12 protein-coding genes are annotated in these 13,648 nt (G+C 74.9%); 5 read left to right on the top strand and 7 right to left on the bottom strand.

Translation table 11 applies throughout. The features are described from left to right. Positions 1 to 208 precede the first annotated feature (208 nt). The 3 genes from treY (at position 209) to treZ (ending at position 5,418) form a co-directional block, all read left to right on the top strand. Positions 209 to 2,596, top strand: coding sequence for a malto-oligosyltrehalose synthase (treY, locus tag KGD84_RS16800; RefSeq protein ID WP_220561379.1), 2,388 nt, complete (start codon positions 209 to 211; stop codon positions 2,594 to 2,596). A gap of 83 nt (positions 2,597 to 2,679) precedes the next feature. Continuing rightward, on the top strand, positions 2,680 to 3,516 hold the full coding sequence (locus KGD84_RS16795) for a putative RNA methyltransferase (protein ID WP_370634693.1): 837 nt from the start codon (positions 2,680 to 2,682) through the stop codon (positions 3,514 to 3,516). 102 nt (positions 3,517 to 3,618) lie between these two features. After that, positions 3,619 to 5,418, top strand: a complete 1,800-nt coding sequence (gene treZ, locus KGD84_RS16790) for a malto-oligosyltrehalose trehalohydrolase (RefSeq protein WP_255646611.1) — start codon at positions 3,619 to 3,621, stop codon at positions 5,416 to 5,418. Positions 5,419 to 5,478: 60 nt separating this feature from the next. On the opposite strand, the gene KGD84_RS16785 is transcribed toward treZ, so the two are convergent. The 3 genes from KGD84_RS16785 to erm all read right to left on the bottom strand — a co-directional run bounded on the left by KGD84_RS16785 (position 5,479) and on the right by erm (position 7,434). Beyond that, entirely contained in the window at positions 5,479 to 5,958 is a 480-nt protein-coding gene (locus KGD84_RS16785) for a hypothetical protein (RefSeq protein ID WP_220561377.1), read from the bottom strand. A gap of 63 nt (positions 5,959 to 6,021) precedes the next feature. After that, a complete protein-coding gene (locus tag KGD84_RS16780; protein WP_220561376.1) occupies positions 6,022 to 6,600 on the bottom strand; it encodes a hypothetical protein in 579 nt (192 codons plus the stop codon). A 54-nt stretch (positions 6,601 to 6,654) separates the two neighbouring features. Beyond that, positions 6,655 to 7,434: an ErmE/ErmH/ErmO/ErmR family 23S rRNA (adenine(2058)-N(6))-methyltransferase gene (erm, locus tag KGD84_RS16775; protein WP_220561375.1), complete on the bottom strand. Its 780-nt coding sequence runs from the start codon at positions 7,432 to 7,434 to the stop codon at positions 6,655 to 6,657. Positions 7,435 to 7,853: 419 nt separating this feature from the next. Between erm and KGD84_RS16770 the strand changes: the two genes are divergently transcribed. After that, complete coding sequence (locus tag KGD84_RS16770; protein ID WP_220561374.1) at positions 7,854 to 8,555, top strand: class I SAM-dependent DNA methyltransferase; 702 nt, start codon at positions 7,854 to 7,856, stop codon at positions 8,553 to 8,555. Here KGD84_RS16770 and KGD84_RS16765 read toward each other — a convergent pair. Together KGD84_RS16765 and KGD84_RS16760 are read right to left on the bottom strand one after the other, a co-directional pair. Further along, entirely contained in the window at positions 8,552 to 9,343 is a 792-nt protein-coding gene (locus tag KGD84_RS16765; protein ID WP_220561373.1) for a phosphotransferase, read from the bottom strand. The two genes, KGD84_RS16770 and KGD84_RS16765, sit on opposite strands and share 4 nt — an antisense overlap. Before the next feature lie 44 nt (positions 9,344 to 9,387). Beyond that, positions 9,388 to 10,626 carry an MFS transporter gene (locus KGD84_RS16760; RefSeq protein WP_220561372.1) on the bottom strand — a complete coding sequence of 413 codons (1,239 nt, stop codon included), beginning with the start codon at positions 10,624 to 10,626 and terminating at the stop codon, positions 9,388 to 9,390. Positions 10,627 to 10,698: 72 nt separating this feature from the next. Here KGD84_RS16760 and KGD84_RS16755 point away from each other — a divergent pair, with 72 nt between their 5' ends. Further along, complete coding sequence (locus tag KGD84_RS16755) at positions 10,699 to 11,313, top strand: ArsR/SmtB family transcription factor (protein ID WP_220561371.1); 615 nt, start codon at positions 10,699 to 10,701, stop codon at positions 11,311 to 11,313. Positions 11,314 to 11,328: 15 nt separating this feature from the next. Here KGD84_RS16755 and KGD84_RS16750 read toward each other — a convergent pair whose 3' ends face one another. Together KGD84_RS16750 and KGD84_RS16745 are read right to left on the bottom strand one after the other, a co-directional pair. Next, positions 11,329 to 12,330 (bottom strand): hypothetical protein, encoded by a 1,002-nt coding sequence (locus tag KGD84_RS16750; RefSeq protein WP_255646610.1) that lies wholly within the window; start codon positions 12,328 to 12,330, stop codon positions 11,329 to 11,331. A 141-nt stretch (positions 12,331 to 12,471) separates the two neighbouring features. Further along, positions 12,472 to 13,608 (bottom strand): SPFH domain-containing protein, encoded by a 1,137-nt coding sequence (locus KGD84_RS16745; protein WP_220561369.1) that lies wholly within the window; start codon positions 13,606 to 13,608, stop codon positions 12,472 to 12,474. Positions 13,609 to 13,648: the final 40 nt, after the last annotated feature.

The following is a 13,648-nucleotide window of genomic DNA, read 5'->3' as shown; positions in this document are numbered from 1 at the left end:
TTGCTTCTCACCCTTTCATCGGTGTCGGTGACCCCATGGTGTGCACCGACGCGTCGCCCGCCGTGGGCGCGTTCTGGCAGGTGTACGGAACACCGCCGAAGAATTTAACCATTGCGTCCGCGATGCCCGGCACCGCCCCCGGCGGGGCCGGCGACCGCGGCGCGGGCGTGCATGACACGCGGGGGAGGCGGGCAAGGGTAGGGGCGTGATGAGCACGCACCGCATCCCGACCGTCCCCGTGACGTCAACCTACCGCCTGCAACTGCGTCCGGAGTTCACCCTCGTCGACGCCGCCGGGGTGGTGGACCGGCTGGCGCGCACCGGCGTGGGCGCCCTGTACCTGTCGCCGGTCCTCCAGGCCGCCCCGGGGTCCGCGCACGGCTACGACGTGGTCGATCCCACACGGATCTCCGCCGAACTGGGCGGGGAGGAGGCGTTCGCCGCGCTGGCCGCCAAGGCCCACGAGGCCGGCATGGCCGTGGTGGTGGACATCGTCCCCAACCACATGTCGGTGGCCCGCCCCGACGCCAACCCCTGGTGGTGGGACGTGCTGGAGAAGGGCCGGGGGTCGGCGTACGCGCGGTGCTTCGACATCGACTTCGACGCGGGGCCGATCCTCCTCCCCGTGCTGGCCGACGACGGCGACGGCGGCCGGGCCGCCCTGGCCGACCTGCGCGTCGTCGACGGCTGCCTGGCCTACCACGACAGGCTCCACCCCCTGGCCGAGGGCACGTACACGCCCGGGGACGACGCGCGGGCCGTCCACGAGCGCCAGCACTACCGGCTGGTGTCCTGGCGGCGCGGCGACTCCGAGCTCACCTACCGGCGGTTCTTCGACGTCAGCGAACTGGCCGCGGTGCGGGTGGAGGACCCCGGCGTGTTCGACGCCGTGCACGCCGAGATCCTGCGCCAGGCCGACCTGGGCCGCATCGACGGGCTGCGCGTCGACCACGTCGACGGGCTCACCGACCCCGGCGGGTACCTGCGCACCCTGGCCGCCCGCTTCCCCGGCTGGATCGTGGTGGAGAAGATCCTCGCCCCCGGCGAGGACCCGCCCCGGTCCTGGCCCGTGGCCGGCACCACCGGCTACGACGCCCTGCGGGTGACCGGCGGCGTGTTCGTCTCCCCGTCCGGGGAGGCCGACTTCACCACCCTGGCCGCCGACCAGGGGGTGGAGGTGGACATGGCGGCGGTGGACGCCCATGCCCGCCACGCCGCCGCCACCGACCTGCTCGCCGCCGAGGTGCGCCGCATCGCCGCCCTGGTGCCGCCCCGGCCGCCGCGCGACGGCCGCCCCCTGGACGCCGTGGCCCTGGAGCGGCGCGCCGACGCGGTGGTCGAGCTGCTGTGCGCCTTCGACGTGTACCGCTCCTACCTGCCCGAGGGGGAGGATGCCTGGGCGCGGGCGGTGGAGACCGCCACCCGCCGGCGCCCCGACCTGGAGCAGCACCTGGAGGCGATCGACGACCGGGTCCGCGCCGACCCGCGCGGGGAGCCCGCCCGGCGCATCCAGCAGACCAGCGGCATGGTCGTGGCCATGGGCACCGAGAACACCGCGTTCTACCGGGCCACCCGGTTCACCGCCCTGAACGAGGTGGGCGGCGACCCGGCCGACTTCGCGGTCGCCCCGCAGGAGTTCCACGCCGACGCCGCCCGCCGCGAGGCCGCCGCCCCGCACACCATGACGGCCCTGTCCACCCACGACACGAAACGCTCCGAGGACGTGCGCGCCCGCCTGGCGGCGTTGGCCGAGGTGTCGGAGGGGTTCACCGAAGCGGTGCGCCGCTGGACGGACCGGTGCGCCCTGCCCGAGCCGTCCCTGAACCTGCTGGGCTGGCAGACCCTGGTGGGCGCCTGGCCCATCGACGCCGAGAGGCTCACCGACTACCTGCTCAAGGCCGCCCGCGAGGCCCGCCTGGGCACCTCCTGGACCGCGCCCGACCCCGACTTCGAGGACCGCGTCCGCGCCTGGCCCGGCCGGGTCCTGGACGACCCGTCCCTGCACGGCGAGGTGCTGTCGGTGGTGGAGTCGGTCCGCGGGGCCGGGTGGTCCAACGCCCTGGGCCAGAAGGCCGTGCACCTGCTCGGCCCCGGAGTCCCCGACGTCTACCAGGGCACCGAGCTGTGGGACCTGTCCCTGGTGGACCCCGACAACCGCCGCCCGGTGGACCACCGGCTGCGCGAGGAGCTGCTGGCCCGCCTGGAGGAGGGGTGGCTGCCGCCGGTGGACGGGTCCGGCGCGGCCAAGCTCCACCTGGTGCGCACCTGCCTGCGCGCCCGCCGCGACCTGGAGCCGCGCGGGTACCTGCCGCTGGAGGCCTCCGGCCCGGCCGCCCGGCACGCGCTGGCCTTCGCCCGCACCTCGCGCGGCGCGTCCCACCCGGACCTGGCCGCGGTGGCGACCCGGCTGCCGATCACCCTGGCCGACGCCGGGGGCTGGGCGGACACGGTGCTGCCGCTGCCCTCGGGGCCGGGGGTGTGGCGCGACCTGCTCACCGGCCGCGAGATCGCCCCGACCGGCCCCGACGGGCTCACCGCCCCGCCCCTGGCCGGCCTGCTGGACCGGTACCCGGTCGCGGTGCTGCACCGCTCCTGACCGGGACGGGGCCGGGGCGGGGCGCCGGTAGGCTGGCGGCGATCATGACGAGCACGAACACCGCAGGCGGCCCGCGGCCGCGCATGCCCGAGACCGCGTTCACCGCCCTGGCCTGCCCGGCCTGCGGGCTCGACCTCGCCGCCACCGGCCGGGGGGTGGAGTGCCGGGCCGGGCACGTGTTCAACGTGGCCCGCGAGGGGTACGTCAGCCTGCTCACCGGCGCCACCCCTCCCGGGACCGGCGACGACAAGGCGATGGTCGCCGACCGGACGCGGTTCCAGCAGGCCGGGCACTACGCCCCCATCGGCGACGCCCTGGCCCGGACCGTGGCCCGCGAGGCGCCCGGGTCCCCGTTCGTGGTGGACGTGGGCGGAGGCACCGGCCACTACCTGGCGCACGTGCTGGAGGAGGTCCCCGGCGCGGTCGGCCTGACCGTGGACGCGTCCAAGTTCGCCGCCCGCCGCGCCGCCCGGGCCCACCCGCGCGCGGGCGCGGTCACCGCCGACGCCTGGCGCGGGCTGCCGCTGCGCGACGGCACCGCCGACGTCCTGCTCAACGTGTTCGCCCCGCGCAACGCGGAGGAGTTCTCCCGTGTGCTGGCGCCCGGCGGGCTCCTGGTGGTGGTCGTGCCCGGGGCCGACCACCTGGCCGAGCTGCGTGCTCCGCTGGGGCTGCTGTCGGTGGACCCGCGCAAGGACGAGCGCCTGGAGAAGGGCCTGCACGGGCGCTTCGACCCCGTCGGCGTCGAACCGCTCCGGTTCACGATGGACCTCGCCCGTGAGGACGCCGCCACCGTCGTGGGCATGGGCCCCAGCGCCCGCCACCTCGACCCCGCCGAACTCGCCGGCCGGATCGCCGCCCTGCCCGAACCGGTCGCGGTGACCGCCTCGGTGCGCCTGCACCTGTACCGGCCGCGCTGAGCCGGGTACCGCGGGGCCGCCCGGCGGGGAGGAACCGCGGAAGCCCCCGGAACCCGTGTGTCGCGCGGGTGGGCCGCCGCGCCTTCGGGTAGGCAGGTGTCCGTGAGCGAATCGGAGATCATCACCGACGGGTCCCCCACACCGGGACTGGGAGTGGACGGCGACTTCGCGGTCTGGGCACCGCACCGCGACCGGGTGCGGCTGCGCCTGGGCGCGGCCGGGGACCCCGACCCCCGGGTGGTCGACATGGAGCGCGGCCCCGACGGGTGGTGGCGCGTCCGGGTCGACGGGGCGGGGCCCGGCACCGACTACGCCTACCTGCTGGACGACGACCCCCTCCCGCTGCCCGACCCGCGCTCCTTGCACCAGCCCCACGGGGTGCACGCCCCCGGCCGGGTGTACGACCACGGGGCGTTCGCCTGGGAGTCCGAGTGGACCGGGCGGCCCCTGGCGGGCGCGGTGGTCTATGAGATGCACGTGGGCACCTTCACCCCCGAGGGCACCCTGAAGGCGGCGATCGACCGGCTGGACCACCTGGTCGGCCTGGGGGTCACCCACGTGGAGGTGATGCCGCTCAACGCGTTCGACGGCACCCACGGCTGGGGCTACGACGGGGTGCTCTGGTACGCGGTGCACGAACCCTACGGCGGGCCCGACGCCTTCAAGGAGTTCGTGGACGCCTGCCACGGGCGGGGGCTGGCCGTCCTGCTGGACGTGGTCCACAACCACCTGGGCCCCTCCGGGGCCTACCTGCCCCGCTTCGGCCCCTACTTCTCCGGGGAGAACGCCTGGGGGCCCTCCCTCAACCTCGACGGCCCCGACTCCGACCCCGTGCGCCGCCACATCATCGACAACGCCCTGGGGTGGCTGCGCCACTACCGCCTGGACGGGCTGCGGCTGGACGCCGTGCACGCCCTGCGCGACGACCGGGCGGTGCCGATCCTGGAGGAGCTGTCCGCCGAGGTGGACGCGCTGGCCGCCGCCCTGGGGCGGCCGCTGTCGCTGATCGCCGAGTCCGACCGCAACGACCCGCGCACGGTGCTGCCGCGGGAGGCGGGCGGGGCCGGCATGACCGCCCAGTGGTCCGACGACCTGCACCACGCGCTGCACGTGGCGCTCACCGGCGAGACCCACGGCTACTACGCCGACTTCGCCGGGCCCGACGTGCTGCCCGCCGTGCTGACCGGGGTGTTCCGGCACGCCGGGACGTACTCGTCGTTCCGCGGCCGCACCCACGGGCGGCCGGTGGACACCGCGCGCGTGCCGGGGTACCGGTTCCTGGGGTACCTGGCCACGCACGACCAGATCGGCAACCGGGCCCGCGGCGACCGCATGGGCGAGCACGTGTCCCCGGGGCTGCTGGTGTGCGGGGCGGCGCTGCTGCTGTGCTCGCCGTACACACCGATGATCTTCATGGGGGAGGAGTGGGCGGCCACCACCCCCTGGCCGTTCTTCGCGTCCTTCACCGACCCCGACCTGGTGGAGGGCGTGCGCAACGGGCGGCGGCGGGAGTTCGCCGCCCTGGGCTGGGACGCCTCGGAGATCCCCGACCCCATGGACCCGGCCACCCGGGACGGGGCGGTGCTGGACTGGTCCCAGCCGGGGCGGGAGGGGCACGCCGAGGTCCTGGAGGCCTACCGCGCGCTCATCGCGCTGCGCCGGGCCGAGCCGGAGCTGGCCGACCCGCGGCTGGACCGGTTCGCGGTGACGGCCTCCGGGGACGGGCGGTGTCTGGTGCTGGTGCGCGGATCGCTGCGGGTGGTGTGCAACCTGGGCGCCGAGCCCGCCGAGGCGGTGCTGGACGCCGTCCCGCACGAGCTGCTGCTGGCCAACGGGATGCCGGAGACCGACGGGCGGCGGGTGCGGATGCCGGGGGAGTGCTTCGCGGTCCTGCGGGTGTGATCCCCGGACGGGGGAGGCCGCGGACGGCGGGTCCCGGCACGCCGCCTCCCCCGCGCCGGGTCAGGTCGGCAGGAGGTCGATGGGACCGGCGAACCCCGCCTCGGCCCGGTCCCGTTGGACGATGATCCGCAGCGCCTCGGTGCCGCCCGGGACCGTGCAGCCCATCGTGAAGTCATGGGTGCCGCCCTCGACGGTCGGCAGGGGGGTCTCGCTCCGGCCCTCGTACGGCCGGCCGTCGACCTCGCAGGAGGCCGTCAGGGAGGACAGGTCGAAGGGGCGCCCCAGGCCGGGGTCCTCCACCGTGACGACGAACTCCACGCGCCGTCCGTCCCCGGTGTCGGCGGTGACGACGACGTCGTCGACGGTGTAGAGGACGTCCACGGTGTCACCCGGATCCGTGTCGCCCTCCACCCCGAACGGGTAGGGGACGGCCACCGGTTCGCCGAAGGGGGTGCCCTCGGGCAGGGGGTCGGGGGAGGAGCAGGCCGTCAGGGCCAGGAGCGGCGCGAGGAGTGCGACGCCGGGGGGAAGAGCACGCATGTGCGCATCCTAACCGCCGGCCCCGCGCGGCGGTCGGCGCGGTCCTGCGGGTGTGGGCGGGCGTCAGCCGGGGACGCCGGTGAACTCCAGGTGTTCGCCGTGGTGCTCGACCGCGACGAGCAGTTCCACGGATTCCTCGGGAACCGGGCACTCCATGGCGAAGGCGTGGGTGCCCGCCTCGGCCTCGCCGGGCGCGTCGTCGATGCCGGCCGCCACCGGGCCGTCCCCGGCGTCGCAGGTGACGGCCATGTTCCCCATCCCGAAGACCCTGCCCAGGTCGGGGACCTCCACGGTGAGGGAGAAGCCCACGGTGCCCGGCGCGGTGGCCGCCACGTCGTCGACGGTGTACAGCACGTCGGCGGTGCCGTCGTACTCGTGCTCGTAGGCCCCGACGGGGAAGGGCACGGCCACGGGCTCGCCGAAGGGCGTGCCCGCCGGCTCCGTGCCGGGGAGGGCCGACGGGTCCACCCGCGGGGAGGGGGCCTCCGGCGGCGGGGTGGTGGGCCCCGGCCCCGTGCCGTAGCCGGACCCGGCGGGGAGGAACTCCAGCCCCGGGCCGGGAGAGGAACAGGCCGCCAGAAGGGCGATCGGCGCCAGGAGCACCAGGCGTGAGGGGAGGTTCCGCAGGGGGACGTTTCGCATGGGGGCACTGTAGACCCCGCGGGCCGGACCCCGGCCGGCCCGGCCCGCGGGCGTTCACCGGCGCAGGTGCTCGAACACCGTCAGCCACTGGTCGGGGGAGACGAACCCGACGGGCGCGCCCCCGGGTACCCGCGCGGCCGCCAGCGCCCGGTCGACCCGGCGGGCCGGGTGGGCGCGGCGCAGCGACGCCCGCAGCGAGCCGCCCACCCCGGAGAACCCGAGCTCCACCAAGCGGCGGTAGCCGTCGGCGTCGGCCGGGCCGAGCAGCGGGTCGGCGCGTCGGCGCAGCAGCAGGACCCCGGCGTCCACCCGGGGCACCGGGTGGAACCGGTGCCGGGGGATGCGGCCCGCCCGCTCCCACGACCAGCGCGGCCAGGTGAGCACGGTGAGCCTGCTCCAGCGGCCGTTGCCGCCGGTGCGCTTGGCCGCGTACTCCCACTGGGTGATGAGGGTCGCCCCGGTCAGCGCGGGCGCGGCCAGGCACCACCGCACGATGTCGGCGGTGCGGGAGTAGGGGATGTTGCCGACCACCGAGAACGGCTCGCTCGGGGGCCGCACCCGGGTGAAATCGGCGCACACCACCCGCACGCCCGGGTGGCGGCGGGAGACGCGGTCGGCGAGCCGGGCGTCCAGCTCGTAGGCGACCAGCCGGCCCGCGGCCGGGGCCAGGAAGCGGGTGATCGCCCCGTCGCCGGGGCCCACCTCCAGGACCAGGCCGTCGGGGTCCACCCCGGCCAGGCGCACCACGCGGCGGGCCGCGGCGGGGTCGGTGAGGAAGTTCTGGGACAGGCGCCGGCGGTCGTTCCCCGGGCGCGGTCGTACGGTGCGTACCACGAGAGGTCCTTGTCGGCCGCCCGGAAGGGCGGCGTCGGGGGACGGGCGGCACACCGCAGGAGCGGCCCGAGGGCACGCGTACGAAAAGGAGGCCCGCCGACCCGTCCCGAGGGAAAAGGGACGCGGTCGGGCCCGGACCGGGGCGCTGTCAGAGGAAGGACGGACCCCCTGGCACCGCCGACATCGCACCGGGGAAGGTACGGGAACGGCGGTGCTCTCGGAGGGGTCCGGTCACCGGCCCGGGCCGCTGGGGCGGGGCCGGAGTTCGAGGTCGTGGGCGCGCGCGGACCGGGCCGGGGCACGGTCGGTCACACCGAAGAAGGCCGACATGGCTTCACCGTAGGGGCACGGCCGGGGCGCGGGCAACGCATTTATTAATGGCTCGCGGCCTGCGGCCCGGAGCGGGGATACTCGGGGCCATGCTCGACTTCTCCGCCTACGACACCCGCAACTACCGCACCGTCGACGTCGCCACCGGCTACGACGGCTGGTCGGCCACCTACGAGGACTCGGTCCTGGACGCCATGGACCTGGCGCTGCTGGAGCGCCTGCCCCACCCCGACTGGACTCGGGTGGGCCGCGTCGCGGACCTGGGCTGCGGCACCGGGCGCACCGCCGCCTGGCTGCGCGGCAAGGGGGTGGCCGGCGCGATCGACGGGGTGGACCTGAGCCCGGGCATGCTGGAGCGGGCCCGCGGGCGCGGCGCCCACACCACCCTGGCCGAGGCGGACGTGCGCGACACCGGGCTGGCGGGCGGCGCCTACGACCTGGTGGTGTCCTCGCTGATCGACGAGCACCTGCCCGACCTGGCGCCCTTCTACGCCGAGGCGCGCCGCCTGGTCCGCCCCGGCGGCCTGTTCCTGCTGGCGTCCTACCACCCGCAGTTCGCGATGGTGTCGGGGATGCCCACCCACTACACCGACGCCACGGGGGAGTCGGTGGCGATCACCACCCATGTCCACCTCATCAGCGGGCAGCTGCGCGCCGCGCTGGCCTCCGGGTGGACCCCGGTGGACATGGTCGAAGGGGTGGTGGACGACACCTGGGTGGCGGCCAAGCCCAAGTGGGAGAAGTACCGGGGCCACCCGGTCTCGGCCGCCTACGCCTGGCGCGCGGTCTAGGAGAGCAGGGCCTCCAGCCACAGGGCGCGGTGGCGGGCGATGTGGTCCGCCGCCGGCCCCCAGTGGTCGGCGTGGCCCCGGGCGTACAGGTCGGCCCAGGGGGCGCGGCCGGTGCGGCCGCCCTCCACCAGCAGGTCGTACATGCCGCGCACCCGGTGGTGGGCGGCGTCGGGCAGCTCCTCGCGCTGGGCGCGGTCGCAGCCGTAGCCGTCGGCCAGAGCCCGCAGGCGGGCGGCCTGGGCGTGCGGGTCGCCGCCCGGGTGCAGGGGCACGAACCCGTGGGCGGCGTAGCCGAGGTCGCCCATCCGGGTGCCCGGACCGGCCCCGTCCCAGTCGATGAACACCCACCGGTCGCCGTCGCGCACCAGGTTCCACGGGGCCGGGTCGTTGTGGCAGAGGACCTCCTCGCGCGGGTCCGGGATGGGCACGTCCCACACCGCCTGCTGCGGGTGGCGGGGCCGGTAGGAGGCGGTGAGGTCGTGCAGGCGGCGGAGCAGCCCGCCCAGCCGGCGCAGCTCGGCGGCGGTGAGCGGCGGCCCCTGGTCGGCCAGGGTGCCGGGCACGTACTCCAGCAGCTGGTCCCCGGTCAGGGAGCGCCCGTAGGAGCGGGGCGCCGCCTCGTAGCCGTGCTTCTCCAGGTGCCGCAGCAGGTGGACGACCGAGGGCGCGGCCCGGTGCCACTGCTTGCGGACGGTGCCGCCGACCCGCAGCACCGGGCCCGAGGTGTTGCCGCCGTGCAGGACCTCGGCCTCGGCGTCCCGGCGGGGCGGGGGAGGGGTGGGTGTCATGGGGCCCATCGTCCGGGGCCGGGTGAGCGGGTGTCCAGGGTTTTTCACTTGGAGGCGGCGGCCTCGGCGCGGTCCATGTCGGCGTCGCCGATGAACAGCAGCCACACCAGGACCACCGCGCTCAACACCCCCATGGAAGCGAACACCCAGGTCAGCCCGGCGAACTGGGCGATGACCCCGCCGGCGGCGGCGCCCAGGGGCATGGTGCCCCAGGCCAGCAGCCGGTAGCCGCTGTTGAGCCGGCCCAGCAGGTGGTCGGGGGTGATGCGCTGGCGCAGGGACACCGTGGTCACGTTCCACACGGCGATGCCGAGCCCGCCGACGAAGAACCCGGCGCCGACGAGGTACGGGTCGGCGGTGAGGGCGGGCACCCCGACCAGGGCGACGAAGGTCACCGCGGAGACGCGCATGGACAGGGACCGGCCCAGCAGGCCCACGACGCGGGAGGCGGTCAGGGAGCCCAGGATGACGCCCAGCGCGGAGGTGGTGAGCAGAACGCCGTAGGCGGGCTCGGCCAGCCCCATGGGGGAGTCCGGCCCGACCGCGTAGAGCACGAACACGGCGAAGGCGGCGCTGCTCGCGAAGTTGCTGATGCCGACCATCGCGGCGAACGCGCGCAGCAGGCGGTGCCGCCACAGGTAGCGCAGCCCCTCGGCGATGTCGGCGCCCATGGTGGAGGGCCGTTCGCGGTCGACCCGGAACCGGCCCGGGACCAGGAGCAGCGCCCCCACGGCGACCAGCCACAGGGCCGCCGGGGTCGCCAGGGACAGCGCCAGACCGGTCGCCACCAGCAGGCCGCCCAGGGGTGGGCCGACGAACTGGTTCATGGCCATCTCGGTGGCGTGCAGGCGGCCGTTGGCGCTGTCGAGCCGGTCGCGCGGGACCAGCTGGGGCAGGATCGACTGGGCCGAGGTGTCGTAGAGGGTCTCGGTGACGCCCACGCCCAGGGCGACCGCGTACAGCGCCCAGATCCCGCCGGTGCCGGTGGCCGCGGACAGGGCCAGGAGGGCGGCGAGCACGGCGCGGGCGGTGTTGGCGGCGAGCATGATCCGGCGCCGGTCCAGCCGGTCGGCCAGGGCCCCGGCGGGCAGGGAGAACAGCAGCCAGGGCAGGGACAGGGCCAGGGACACCCCGGCGATGAGCAGGGGGGAGTCGGTGAAGCGCAGTGCGGCCAGGGGGAGCGCGATCTTCAGGACGCCGTCGGCCAGGTTGGACAGCGACGACGAGGCCCACAGGCTCCAGAAGGGGCGGCCCAGGCCACGGGGGGTGGAAGGGGAGGTCATCGTCCGATCCTGCCAGGGCGATCGAGAGAACTCAATCGATTGGACGAATCCCGATCGTTGTAGCATCCGACCATGGCAGACGCAGAGCAGTACGCGCCGGAGCCCGCCGCACCCGTGCGTGAGCGCCGCCCCGCCACCCCCGAGGAGACCAAGGCGCTGGGGCATCCGCTGCGGGTCCGCATCCTGCGCCTGTGCCTGGACGAGATGACCAACAAGGAGCTCGCCGAGCGCCTGGGCGTCTCCCCGGGCACCGTCCTGTACCACGTGCGCCGCCTCGTCGACGTGGGCTTCCTCGTCCCCGGCATCCCCCGCACCGGGCCGAGCGGCGCCCTGGAGAAGCCCTACCGGGCCACCGGCGAGACCTGGTGGCTGGACAGCCCCCTCCAGGACGCCGGGCCCGCCGCCGCCCACGCCCCCGTGCAGGCCTTCCGCCGCGAGCTCGACGAGGCCGGGCCCGGGGCGGTGCGCACCTTCTCCCGGTTCACCCTGCACCTGTCCGACGAGGACATCGCCGAGCTGGACCGGCGCATCGTCGCGGTCCTGGACGAGTTCGTCGCCACCGACGGCGAGCGCCGGGACAGCCCCCGCTACAGCGGCATGTTCCTGCTGCACCGGCCCGCCGGGGCGGGCGGCCCGGACCCGGACACGGAGCGGGGCGCCGGCGCCCGCGGCACCGACGCCCCGTGAACGGAAGCGACCCCGTCAGCCCCCGTACCGCACGTACAGGAACACCGCCAGGACGATGAGCACGACCGCCAGCACCGCCGCCGCGATCTTGGCCGCCGAGTAGGGGCGCTCGCCCTGCACCTCGCCGGTGCACCCGTTGACCACGACCTGCCAGGTCTTTCCGCCGTGCAGGTAGGCGCCCGCCCACACCGGCACCAGCAGCAGCTTGCCGGTGACCTCGGAATAGGCCGTGTCCACCGAGGTCACCCGCTGCTCGTCACCGCCGATGTCGCGCTTGCAGTCCCGCTCGATGGTGCGGGCCATGATCCGCTTGGCCTCGCCCAGCCCCTGCTCGGGCTCCACGTCGTAGCGCAGCGCCTCGTGCCCGGCCAGGTACTCGTGGGCGTAGGGCCGCGCCTTCTCCAGCGGCCACGGCTTGAGCGCGTCCACCTTCTCCGGGGCCACCTGGGTGGTGGCGTTGACCAGCACGTCGTCGAAGGACCGCGAGACCCGGCCCCGGGCAGGGTACCAGCGGGTCTTGCGGACCTGCCGGGTCCTGGTGACCGACTTGCCGTTCTCCTGGGCGGTGTAGGTCTCGGTCACCCAGTAGTACTCGCCGCGCCTGCCCTTGTAGTCCGACACCGTCCGGGCGTCGAAGGTCCAGTGCGGCAGGTAGGTGCTCTTGAACCGCTCCGCCTCGTTGACCTTCTTCAAACTGTTGGGCGCGAACCAGCGGCTGCCGGCCCACCGGGCCAGCGAGTCGTGGGCCGCCCGCCGTTCCACGGTGAAGGGCAGCACTGCTTCCGGCGGCACCTGGACGTCCGCCGAGTCGTCGGTGACCAGCGGCGCGGTGCAGAACTGGCAGGTCCGGGCGAGGTGGTCGCCCTGGATGTGGGCTCCGCACCCCTGGCAGACGAACCGGTGCCCGGCCACCTGCGCCGCCGGCCTGCGGGCGAAGAGGGTCTCCACCGCGTGCTCGCGCACCTCGCGGGTGGCCTCGGGGATCTTCTCCTCGCTGCCGCAGTACGGGCAGCGCATCCGGCGTGTACCGGCGGAGTACTCCAGTCGGGCCCCGCATGAGCCGCAGGGGAACTCGTGGGGGGATGTCGGTGACGGGGGAACGGCGGTGTCGGACATATCGGCCTTCTGGGGTCGGGGGATGGGAGACGCGGTGCCCGGTCAGGCGGGCGGCATGGGCGGCGGGGTCGCCGCGAACAGTCCCGAGAGCTCCGGGACCTGTCCGGCCGCGGTCCACTGGGCCATGCCGGCCTTCCAGACCAGGGTGTCGCGGGTCAGGCGACCACCGCCGACCTGCTGCGACAGGGCGTTGACGTCGAAGGGCCCGGACTGCTGCCCGTCCACACCCACGAACCACTGGGCCTGCGGCAGCGGCGGCGGGGCGGCGGCGGGCTGAGCGGGGGCCTGTGCCTGCTGCGGCTGCTGCGGCCGGGCCTGCGGGTTCATGTTCTGGGCCATCTGCTGGGCGGTGGCCAGCCCCATGCCCATGCCCATGGCCTCGCCCATTCCGCTGCCGGGGGTCGTGGCGGCGTCGCCGATCGCGCCCGCCGTCTGGAACTTCGTGTATTGGTCCAGGTCACCCAGCACGCCCATCTGGGAGCGCTTGTCCAGGGCCTTCTCGACCTCCGGCGGCAGGGTGATGCTCTCGACGTTGAAGTCCGGGATCTCCAGGCCCACCGACGCCATGTCCCGGGTCAGCGCCTGGGACATGCGCTGACCCAGGTCGTGCTGGTGGATCGCCAGATCCAGCACCGGGACGTCGCGGGCGGCGGCGGCCAGGGCGCTGCCCAGGCGACTGACGATCATCTGCCGCAGGTAGCCCTCCACCTCCTCGGTGCGGAACTGCGGATCGGTGCCCGCCAGCTCCCCGATGAACAGCGGCGGGTCGATCACCCGCACCGAGTACCCCCCGAAGGCGCGCAGCCGCACCGGGCCGAACTCGGGGTCCCGCACCATGACCGGGTTCTGCGTACCCCACTTGAAGTCGCTGAACCGGCGGGTGTTGACGAAGTACACCTCGGCCTTGAACGGCGAGTCGAACCCGTGCTTCCAGCCCTTGAGGGTGCTGAGGATCGGGATGTTGCGGGTCTCCAGGGTGTACATGCCGGGCGCGAACACGTCGGCCACCCGGCCCTCGTTGACGAACACCGCGATCTGGGACTCCCGCACGGTGAGCCGTGCGCCCATCTTGATCTCGTTGTCGTGCCGCGGGAAGCGCCAGACGATCGTGTCGCGACCGTCGTCGGTCCACTCGATGATGTCGATGAATTCGCCACGGATGGCGTCGAACAGGCCCACGTGTACCCTCCCTGAGATCTCCCTCGTCATCAGGGTGGAC

Source organism: Nocardiopsis changdeensis, from assembly GCF_018316655.1.
Classification (GTDB): domain Bacteria; phylum Actinomycetota; class Actinomycetes; order Streptosporangiales; family Streptosporangiaceae; genus Nocardiopsis; species Nocardiopsis changdeensis.
Note: the sequence above shows the minus strand (reverse complement) of the source record. Positions and strands in the feature narration are given on the sequence as shown.